This window comes from uncultured Fretibacterium sp. (assembly GCF_938030725.1).
Classification (GTDB): domain Bacteria; phylum Synergistota; class Synergistia; order Synergistales; family Aminobacteriaceae; genus Fretibacterium.
The window spans coordinates 1-9263 of record NZ_CALHIQ010000081.1; the positions used below are offsets into that span (position 1 = coordinate 1).

The 9263-nt window shown below is 65.3% G+C and carries 13 protein-coding genes and 1 pseudogene; 3 read left to right on the forward strand and 11 right to left on the reverse strand.

Annotated elements, in window-relative coordinates:
- The 3 genes from Q0629_RS04705 to Q0629_RS04715 form a co-directional block, all read left to right on the forward strand.
- A partial coding sequence (locus Q0629_RS04705; RefSeq protein ID WP_298779566.1) for a PD-(D/E)XK nuclease domain-containing protein occupies nt 1-290 on the forward strand: 290 nt, incomplete at its 5' end.
- A 14-nt stretch (nt 291-304) separates the two neighbouring features.
- Nucleotides 305-886 (forward strand): chromate transporter, encoded by a 582-nt coding sequence (locus Q0629_RS04710; RefSeq protein ID WP_298779569.1) that lies wholly within the window; start codon nt 305-307, stop codon nt 884-886.
- Nucleotides 864-1415 (forward strand): chromate transporter, encoded by a 552-nt coding sequence (locus Q0629_RS04715; protein ID WP_298779571.1) that lies wholly within the window; start codon nt 864-866, stop codon nt 1413-1415. Before Q0629_RS04710 ends, Q0629_RS04715 begins: the two co-directional genes overlap by 23 nt.
- Before the next feature lie 98 nt (nt 1416-1513).
- Here the strand turns inward: Q0629_RS04715 and Q0629_RS04720 are convergent, their stop codons facing one another.
- From Q0629_RS04720 to Q0629_RS04770, 11 genes and pseudogenes are all read right to left on the reverse strand, one after another.
- The gene (locus Q0629_RS04720) at nt 1514-2329 is read right to left on the reverse strand and encodes a DUF4198 domain-containing protein (protein ID WP_298779573.1); all 816 of its coding nucleotides are present in this window, start codon (nt 2327-2329) and stop codon (nt 1514-1516) included.
- Nucleotides 2330-2509: 180 nt separating this feature from the next.
- Nucleotides 2510-3304 carry a DUF4198 domain-containing protein gene (locus Q0629_RS04725; protein ID WP_298779600.1) on the reverse strand — a complete coding sequence of 265 codons (795 nt, stop codon included), beginning with the start codon at nt 3302-3304 and terminating at the stop codon, nt 2510-2512.
- A gap of 81 nt (nt 3305-3385) precedes the next feature.
- Entirely contained in the window at nt 3386-3706 is a 321-nt protein-coding gene (locus Q0629_RS04730) for a hypothetical protein (RefSeq protein ID WP_298779576.1), read from the reverse strand.
- Between the two features lie 106 nt (nt 3707-3812).
- Nucleotides 3813-4469 (reverse strand): DUF501 domain-containing protein, encoded by a 657-nt coding sequence (locus tag Q0629_RS04735; protein WP_298779578.1) that lies wholly within the window; start codon nt 4467-4469, stop codon nt 3813-3815.
- 12 nt (nt 4470-4481) lie between these two features.
- Nucleotides 4482-4925, reverse strand: a complete 444-nt coding sequence (locus Q0629_RS04740) for a S1 RNA-binding domain-containing protein (protein WP_298779581.1) — start codon at nt 4923-4925, stop codon at nt 4482-4484.
- 55 nt (nt 4926-4980) lie between these two features.
- Nucleotides 4981-5559 (reverse strand): hypothetical protein, encoded by a 579-nt coding sequence (locus Q0629_RS04745; RefSeq protein WP_298779584.1) that lies wholly within the window; start codon nt 5557-5559, stop codon nt 4981-4983.
- A 4-nt stretch (nt 5560-5563) separates the two neighbouring features.
- Nucleotides 5564-6109 (reverse strand): hypothetical protein, encoded by a 546-nt coding sequence (locus Q0629_RS04750; RefSeq protein ID WP_298779587.1) that lies wholly within the window; start codon nt 6107-6109, stop codon nt 5564-5566.
- A gap of 51 nt (nt 6110-6160) precedes the next feature.
- A complete protein-coding gene (locus Q0629_RS04755; protein ID WP_298779590.1) occupies nt 6161-6496 on the reverse strand; it encodes a hypothetical protein in 336 nt (111 codons plus the stop codon).
- Between the two features lie 92 nt (nt 6497-6588).
- Nucleotides 6589-8205 carry a FapA family protein gene (locus Q0629_RS04760; protein WP_298779593.1) on the reverse strand — a complete coding sequence of 539 codons (1617 nt, stop codon included), beginning with the start codon at nt 8203-8205 and terminating at the stop codon, nt 6589-6591.
- A gap of 60 nt (nt 8206-8265) precedes the next feature.
- Nucleotides 8266-9042, reverse strand: coding sequence for a FliA/WhiG family RNA polymerase sigma factor (locus tag Q0629_RS04765; protein ID WP_298779596.1), 777 nt, complete (start codon nt 9040-9042; stop codon nt 8266-8268).
- A 57-nt stretch (nt 9043-9099) separates the two neighbouring features.
- Nucleotides 9100-9263: pseudogene (locus Q0629_RS04770) on the reverse strand (chemotaxis protein CheD); the annotation flags it as partial.

The window sequence follows — 9263 nt, forward strand, 5'->3', positions numbered from 1 at the left end:
TGTACCGCTCCCTGTTTTTGATGCTCCTTCGTGGGGCGGGCATCACGGCCCACGGAGAGGTCCCGACCAATCGAGGGCGAAGCGACGTCCTGGTCCTCTTCCCCCACCGCGTCGTCGTGCTGGAGTTCAAGCTGGCCCGGAGCGAGGGGGAGATCGCAAGACTGCAGACCGAGGGACAGCGACAGATCGAGGAGAAGGGCTACACGAAGCCCTTCGACGCGGACCGGCGCGCCGTCACCTCCGCCGTCGTCGTCGTCGACCTCCAGAAGCACGAGGCAACCGCCTGTTGAGGAGGATCGCGGGGATGAGAATATCCGCGGAGGCGTGGAAGCTCTTTGCGCAGTTTTTCCGGTTCGGCTGCTTCACCTTCGGCGGCGGTTGGAGCATCGTGGCGCAGATGCGTGAGCGGTACGTCGAGCGGGAGGGCACGCTGACGAATGAGGACCTGCTGGACCTCACCAGCATCGGGCGCAGCCTTCCCGGAACGATGATCGGCAACATCGCCATGTTCTACGGCTACCGGCGCGCGGGGCTTCCGGGCGGCGCGGCCTGCGTGCTGGGGATGATCCTGCCCCCGACCCTGATCCTGTTGGGCGTCACCTGCGGCTACGACGCGCTTCAGGGCAACGTCTGGGCCATGGCGGCCATGAGGGGTGTGAGGGCCGCTGTCGTCCCCATCATCCTGAGCGCGCTGGCCTCCATGGTGCGCGGAGCGTTTCGCTTCCCGCCCTGCACGGCGGTAGCCCTGGTAGCGTTCGTTCTCTACGCCTTCCTTGGCGTCAGCAGCGTCTGGCTGGTGGTCCTGGGCGCGGCCTGCGGGCTCCTGATCTGCGAAGGGTACGAGCGGAAGGAGGCGGACGGGCGTGGGACCGGCCGATCTGCTTGAGCTCTACTGGAGCTTTGTAAAGATAGGCTTCACGAGCTTCGGGGGGTTCTCCATGATCCCGCTCATCTCAAGCGAGATGAGCGCCCATCATTGGATGACGGCTGAGGAGATATCGGACCTCGTCGCCATCGCAGAGATGACGCCGGGACCGCTGGGGCTGAACTGCGCCACGTTCGCCGGCATGAGGGCGGCCTGGCTGCCCGGGGCCGTCGCGGCCAACCTGGGCGCGCTGACCCCAACCTTCACGCTGGGGGCCCTCGCGGCCGTCTTCTTCGAGCGCTTCAAGGACAGCCGCCACCTGGGGCAGATCATGGTGGGCGTGCGGCCGGCCTGCATCGGCCTGATCGCCGGGGCGGCGCTCACCCTGTCCATGACGAACTACGCCGAAGGGGGCGCGGTGCACCTCCCCTCCCTGTGCCTTGGCGCGCTGGATGCCTTCCTCTTGATGAAGCTCAAGGTCAGGATCCCGAAGGTGATCGGCCTCAGCGCCGCTCTGGGGTTACTCCTGTTCGGCGTCCTTGGGCTGTGAGGCTACGGGCTCTGAAGAGCGGCTGAACACAAAAAGCTCCCGCTCCAAAAAGGAGCGGGAGCCAAATGGCGTTTGACCTTCGAGCGCGTTTTACTCTGTTACTCTGCTATCGTGAAGGTCAGGCGGGAAACCAGCACGGTTTCGTCAGCCACGGCCGTGTCCGAATAGGGGACCGAGAGCTGCACGAAAGCGTTCCAGTACCCAGCCTTCACCGGAATGATGTTGATGATGCCGTCGAGGCCGGTGCGCCCCCAGAAGCACTTGTACTCGTTGACGGGGTCGCCGTCCTTCGCTTCTCCGGTAAAGCCTGCGTACACAGCCTTTACCTCCGCCGTCTTGGCGGGCTTGCCATCAAGCAGCACCAGCACGGGGAAGCGCTGTCCCGGCTTCACCGTCGCGGGGTTGACCTGGGGCACCAGCTCCAGGCGCTGTCCCACCGGCTTGGTGATAAGGTCCGTGCCGTCGGCGCCGTCCACGTTCATGACGAGCTTGGCGAACATTGCCGCCTCCTCGGCGTAGGTGGCGTCGGCCTTCGTCATCTCCTTGTACTTGGCCTTGTCCGCCTGCTTCCAGCCCTCGGGCCCCTTGGCCCAGAAGGTGGGCTTGTAGTTGCCGAGCACCAGGTAGTCGCCCTTCTTCAGGTCCGCCTTGACCTCGTAGTGGAAGTTCTTGTCACCCGCCAGCGCCATCTCCGTCGCGCCCTCCGGCGTGATCAGCTTCAGGGGCTCAAAGAGGTGCGTGCGGTCGTCGGGGATGACCTCGGGGTCCGGGAACTCGTGCCCGTAGCCCAGGTCGGCCTTGAGCAGGCCGTCCTTGTAGTCCGCGTTCACCCAGAACTCATGAGCCTCGGCCGCTGCGCCCAGGAAAGCCGCAAAGAGCGCTCCAGCCACCATCACGGAAAAGAACTTACGCATAGACATCTTCCTCCTTAAACCATACAAAACCGAATTCCGAAAAACCACGCGCTCCGGGAAGCCGCCCGTTGGCGGCGCCCCAACCCGCCGCAGGCCCTCCGCCGCTGCGGAGGCAGCCCGGGGCGGAAAATCAGGCAACCTCCGGCGTCGATCGTCTCATCGGAGGCCGGAGGTCACCACCTACATCTCCGTGGCCTGGACCCAGATCACCGCGTCCTGCGAAAGCTCCTTGCCCTCGAACTCTTTATCGGGCCCGACGCCCAGCGCGGCAAAGCCCCACCAGCCCCCCCTGGGCATGGCAAAGGCGAAGGTTCCGTTCGCGTCGGCCTTGATCGTCAAGGTGATGAAGGCGTCATGAGGGGCCTCCACCGCGACGTCCTTCGAGAAGGCGTTCTCCTTCATGTCGGGAAGGTGGTTCATGTACTCGACCTCGACCTCGGCGAAGGGCACCGGTTTGCCCTCGCTCTTCACGACGCCGCGGAACAGCCCGCCGGCCCAGATCGCGTAAGGCTTGTCCAGCGGAACGATCTCCGCCTTCAGGCCCATCTCGGCGTCCCAGTCCGTGGGGAGGCTGCCGTTGTTGACGATCATCTTCGTAATCTGCTGGATGTACGTCTCCTCACTCTGCTCGTAGTAGGGAGCGGGCACCAGGCAGAAGACGTAATCCCCCATGCCCTTGAGCTTGAAGGTGGTCTCGAAGCCCTTGCCCTCGTTCTCCAGGCTCTTCCAGGTGATGGGGGCCAGCGTCTCCAGCAGGTCGGTCTTCTTTTCCTTGTTTACGACGAAGAACTCCTGCGGCTTCCCCATGTCCATGGTGTGCCCGGCCTCAAAGGGGTGCGTGAAGACCAGCTTCAGGGGCACCTCGCCCCCCTTGTCCAAAATCGTCTCGGGGGTGTAGAGCATCTGAAAGTGAGCGGAAGCGGGAAGCACCCCGAAAAGGGACGCCAGGAGAGAAAGCACCACGATTTTCTTCATGTTCCTCACAGACGAACACTCCTTTCCTTAATTTGCCTCTGCGGAGGAGGGAGCCCCCTCCGGGGCCTGACGCCGTCGTTCCTACTTGATCTCCTCGCTCTTGACGGAGAGCGAGTGTCCGGGGCCGCCGTCGAAGGTGACGGTGAAGACGCCCTCCGGCTTCTTGAAGGACAGCTCTCCCTTGTCGTCCAGCTTACCCTCGAAGACGACCTCCTCCTTCTCGTTGGTCACCCGGATGGGAGTGCCCGCGGCCGATTCGCCGTCGGAGAAGCCGCCCTCGCACGAGATGGTGCCGTCGCCGTTGTCCCAGCAGGAGAAGAGCGGGGTGTGGGCCAGAGCGGCCCCCGCAAGGGCCAGGACCAGGGCCGCGGCCACGACGCAAGACAGGGTCTTTCTATTCATCGTAAAAAACCTCCTTAGAAAAATTAAAATGCGAAACCCAAACGCCTCAACAAAAGTTATTCGTTACAAACAAAAGTTAATTAAACGTCTAAACTATACTCCTCTCTCAAACGCTGTCAAGCCCACAAGGGGAAATCCCGTATTTTGCGCGAGGTACCCGCAGCGCGCACTCGGTCCGGCCATCGCAGGGAGCGTCCAGCCCCTGTTCCCGAAGCCACTCCTCGCCCGGATGGTGCCCCAGCGCCAGCCACGAGGCCGCCTGCAGGTGCAGGCACTTGACGTGGACCGAGCCGCCGCCCCGCACCCCGCCGACGCCCCCGCGGGCCAGGGCCTCCAGCATGGGAGGGCACGACGCCCGCAGGGCCTTCAGGCCCCGGCCTCCCAGCAGCCCCAGCCGCAGCAGGGCGTGGAGGCGGCTGTAACGCAGCCACGCCTCCGGCGCGCGTTCCGTCAGCCACGCCTCCAGCGCGCTCACCCCTCCGGCGGACTCCGCCGCGCCCGCCCGGCGGCTCAGGTGCGGACAGGTCAGCCAGAAGGTCGTTGGGAAGGGCTTCAGCTCCCCGCCCGTCCTGGAGAGGGGCGCGCAGACCAGCACGCGGAGGCCGCCCAGCGGACAGGGCGCGGCCCCGCCCAGGACGACCGAGGGATCGAACCGGTGCCCGGCCATCTGGCGACACACCCGCTCCAGTTCCGCCTCCGTCAGCGGCGCGTAAAAAAGGGGAGGCGTCCGCCTCCCCACAGGGTCGAAATAAACCTTCACCACAGAAGCCGTGCCTCAGCCACGCGGGCGCCCGCCGCCACCCGGCTTTCTGCGGCCGGACCGGGGGGCGCCCGACTTGCTCGACTTACTGTTCAGGTCCGCGATCTTGGCCTCGCTCACCTTCAGGAAGGAGGCCATCTTCTTCTCGAAGCTGTCCTTCTCGTCGCGAGAGAGCGGCACCTGCACCATGGGACGTTCCTCCACCTTCTTCAGGGAGAGGTCGATGCGCCCCTTGTCGTCGATCTTGATGACCTTGGCCTTGACGTTCTGCTGCAGGGAGAGGACGTCCTCAACCTTCTTGACGAAGTTAAAGGACAGTTCGGAGATGTGGATCATCCCCCGCTTCCCGGACTCTGTCAGGCTGACGAACGCCCCGTAGGGCATGATCTGCGACACGACGCAGTCCACCAAGTCGCCCACCCTGACCGAAGAAGTATCCTCCCTCTTCTCCTCGCTCATTTGCAACACAAACCCCCATTTAGTGAGTTAAAGTATCGGGCGGCAGGCCCGCCCGTCACACCCAGAGCCACTCCGGCTTCGCCCCAGCACCGAGGCGTCTAGCGAGGAACAGCCCTGCCGGCTTGAAATGCCGGCTGCGAGGATTATACCAGATAAACAGCGTTCCACGCTGCCGGTTCAGGGCCAATTTTACCACAGCTCCCTCGATTAGGGGACCGTACCACGCCAGCACCGCCACGCCCGGCAGGTTGGGCCGGGGTGTCCGCGCGGTGAGCCGGTTGCCCCGCTCCTGGGGAAGGGCCAGGACCCGCCGTAGCCCGTCCTTTGACCGGACGCTGCGAACGAGGGACATCCGGGCCGCGGCCGCCGTGGGGACCCGTCGCCGCACCCTCTCCCCGCGCACCCGCACCAGATCCCGCGAGAAGCGAAAGCCCCGGCTCGAGCACTCGAGCCCGCCGCGGAAGGACAGGAGGGCGGGGGCCCTCACCTGCATCCGGGTGCGCATCGGGTGGACCTCTGCCCACCTCCGCAGCGTTCCCACCGCGGGGGACTCCATGGCTGGCGTGCCGCAGCGCACCCTCAGGCGGCCCAGGACGTGGCGGACGAAATAGCTCCGAATCTCCTCCAGAGCCACCGCCCTACTCCTCCCCCAGGGAGGTCAGCGCCTTGCGTATCCGGCCAAAGGGCTCCAGGAGCTCCATGGTCCTCGCGGCGTCCGTCAGCAGGGAGGCGGTCTGTTGCACCTCGTCCTGCCGCACGCCCTCGGAAAATGTGGCCCGAAGGGGCGCGCTCACCGCGTCCGCCTGGATCAGCACGACGTTCGCGCCCCCCATGGGCTCCACGCTGCCGGCGCTTTCGAGGGGCGCGTGGGTCGAGGCGGAGAGCACGACACACTTCGCCTTCTCCAGGGCCTTGATCGGAGCCAGCAGCTCCTCTGCGTCGCAGATCCATAGCTGCGGCTTCGTCTCCACCGCCCCCAGCAGGCTCTGCAGGATCAGCTCCTCCCGGAGGTAGACGTCCAGCGCGCTGCCGTAGAGGATGCGCTCCAGCTTCGTCGGACGGATCGGGTCCGTGTACCGGAAGTCCAGGGGAATCCCCCGAAGGTCCACCACCAGCGAAGCGCCGCGGAACTGGCCCTCCTCGCCGTCGATCACGATGTAGCCCAGGCCGTTATTCGACGCCATCACGCAAACCCCACCTCCAGCTCCTTCGCTCCATCGACCCGCTGCGCCGTCTCAGGCATAGAATTCAAAGCCCTTATCCTGGGTCTTCGCGGCAACCGCCTCATGAGGCGCCTCGGCCTCCGCTTCCCCTGCCGGCTCGGAGCGCTGAAAGGAGTCCTGGGCGTCACGCCTGCGGCCCTCTCGCTCCTCCTCGTCGGTGCGGCGGCGCACCTTCCGCACCCCGGCGGCAGCCTCGTTGGCCTGAACCATCTGCGTGCGCCTCAGGCTGTCGCGGACCACCTCCTGTCCCTGCCCCGTATCCTGGGCGGCCGCGAGGGCATTCCGCGTCAACTGAGCGCTGTTCTCAACGTTAAACTGCGACATCAAAAGGCTGATCGGCTGGACCATTCAAGCACCTCCTAAGGCTTTGGGCGCGCGCCGCCTCCGCCGGAGGACGCCGGCCGCGACCTCGCACTATAGCGGTATGGACAGGACGACGTTTAGCTTTTTGGGGCCTTTCCGGCGGGCCGATAGTCGAAGGGCTTAAGCGTCACGGCGCCCTCATCCGCGACGAAGGCCGTGTAGCGGCAGATCTCGCGCACCAGGTACGTGAGGCCGCGAATGGTGATCTGAACCCCCGGATAGCAGATGTCCCGGACGCGGACGATCCCGCTCTCGTTCAGGACGTCCAACTCGTGCTGGATGTCCCTGATCTCCACGCTCATGCTCTCCACGGCAGCCTGAAGCTGAAACTTCATCTTCACCAGGCTCATCAGCATACCCCGCTTCTGGCTGTCCATCTGACCCGACGCCTCCAGCTTCTTCAGGAAGAGCAGGTTGGGCTCGATCTTCTCCAGGTTCTCGTTGCACCGGTCCACCTCGGCCAGGAGGACGCGCCTCCGCTCCATCAGGGTCGGCGGGAAGCCCACGACGACCTCCGTCCTGGTCCCCATCTCGCTGCCCAGCACCTGGCAAGAGAACTCCATGCCGCACTCGATGCGTCCTCCGGCCACCTGGGACTTCTGGCCGCCGAGGACGATGACCGACTGCTTCGCGTAGATGCGGCTGTGCAGGATGGCGTTCTTCACCGTGATCGTCCCGCCGCTGCGGATCGTCGCCTGGTCCGCGAAGCCGATGTTCACGTCGCCCTCGGCCCGGATGGTGGCCTTACCCATGCCCCGGACCCCTGCGTTGATGGTCACGGCGGATTCGCTGTACACCTCCGCGCCCTCCACCATCTCCCGCACGTCGATGTTGCCCTTGGCGATGACGTGAAAGCCCTCCCGCACCGACCCGTTGATGCGGACCGCGCCGGTGAAGTCGATGCTCCCCACGCTGAAGTCCACGTCACCCCCGACTTCAAGCTCCGGCAGCACCACCAACTTGCCGCCCTGGTTCTTCAGCTGACCCTCGACCGTCGCCACAAGGGACAGGGGGTTCTCCTCCGACGGCGCCAGTCCCTCCCCGAAGGAAAAGTCCACGTCCTTCACCTCCGCGGCGGCGAGCGTCGTGCCGATGACGGTGGAGCCATTTTTGCCGGGGACCGCCGCGTGCTTCACAGCCACCACCTCGCCCGGGTGGACGTTGATCAGAGCACTGCGGCTCCAGAAGTCGATCTTCTCCCCCTCCCGGATCTCGGGCGGCTTGTCCGGGTCCAGGATCAACTCGATCCGGGCGTTCTTTCCCTCCACAGGGGGGACGCCGCGGGCCACCGCCACGTAATCGTCCGAAAAGCGACGGCTCACGAGGTCCTCGATGGCGGCCTCGTCGATCCCAAAGGCTACGTTCCTGGCCTCCAGCGCGCGGCGAACGCCCTCCGCCGTGGGCCAGGGCTTCGTGAAGAAGGGCGGCTCCAGCAGGACGAAGGCGGTCATGTTGTCCTGCGCGAGCTTCACGATCACCTCCGCGTCCCGCTCCGCCAGTGGGTCCCGCGGGGCAATCTTGCAGGGCTTCTCGCCCTTGGTGCGGATAAAGGCCTCGGCAACCCTCAGGTCGTACTTGCGCACCCCCTGCTTCCTCAGGAGGTCGGCCACGTCGTTCTGGGTGAAGTCCCTATCGGAGGCGGAGAGCCAGATACCCTGCTCATTCGCCTCCAGCTTCAGCTTCGCATCTCCCACTGCACACCCTCCCTGCCGCACCGCTCGAACGCCGGCCTTTGAGGCCACGCCGAAACCGGTTCAAGGCCGTCGAACGGCCCTCCGGGACTCCGCGCCCTGGAGCGTCGCCCGCAGCGCGCTCAGCGCGTGTCCATGGATCTGGGAAACGCGTGACTCCGTCACGCCCAGCACGCGCCCGATCTCCTTCAGCGCAAGCCCCTCGTAATAGTAAAGGGACAGGACCTGCTGCTCCCTCTCCGTGAGCTGCTTCATCGCAGCGACGAGCTGTTCCCGATCGCCCTCGAACTCGAGGCGCTCCTGCGCCCCCTCCCGATCATCGGCCAGCGTGTCCTCAATGGCAACCTCACCGTCCTCAAGGACGGAAACCTCGTCGAGGGAGGCGATGTAACTCCGACTGGCAAGCTCCTGAGCCTCGAGGTACGTCCGCTCATCGACGCCCATCTCCTGCATCACCCAGTCGTCCCGCAGGCGCCCACGGTCCCTCAGCACCCTCTCCATCGCCCGGTTGAGGCGCTGCACCTTCTCCCGGCCCGTCCGGGAGAACCAGTCGCACTTGCGCAGCTCATCCAGCACGGCGCCCCTAATGCGCGGAACGGCAAACGTCTGAAAGGAGAAGCCCTTCGACAGGTCGAAGCGCTCGATCGCGTCGAGGAGGCCGAAGATTCCGAAGCTCAAAAGGTCCTCGTAGTCCAAGCCGGACGGCGGCGTCACCACCATCCGGCCCACTACATACTTGATCAGGGGCAGGTAACGCTTCACGATCCGTTCCCGGCACCCCTCGGAGCGGGTCTCAGCGTACTCCTTCCACAATGCCGCATCGGCGGCCTCAGGGCACAAGGCGTCACCTCCACCATGAAACACAGGAACCGGGCGCTGGTGTCAGAGCTTGGCCCTTCAGATCTCCGTGACGCCCTTCCCCAGGGTCTTGATCTTCAGCATCCAGCTCTCCGTCGAGAACTCCACCGTCCGTCCCTTGTTGCCCCCCGTGTCCGAGGCGACCAGGGGAATGCCCATCCTGGAGAGCATGTCCGTCGTCTCCTTGACGTTCCGGGCCCCGA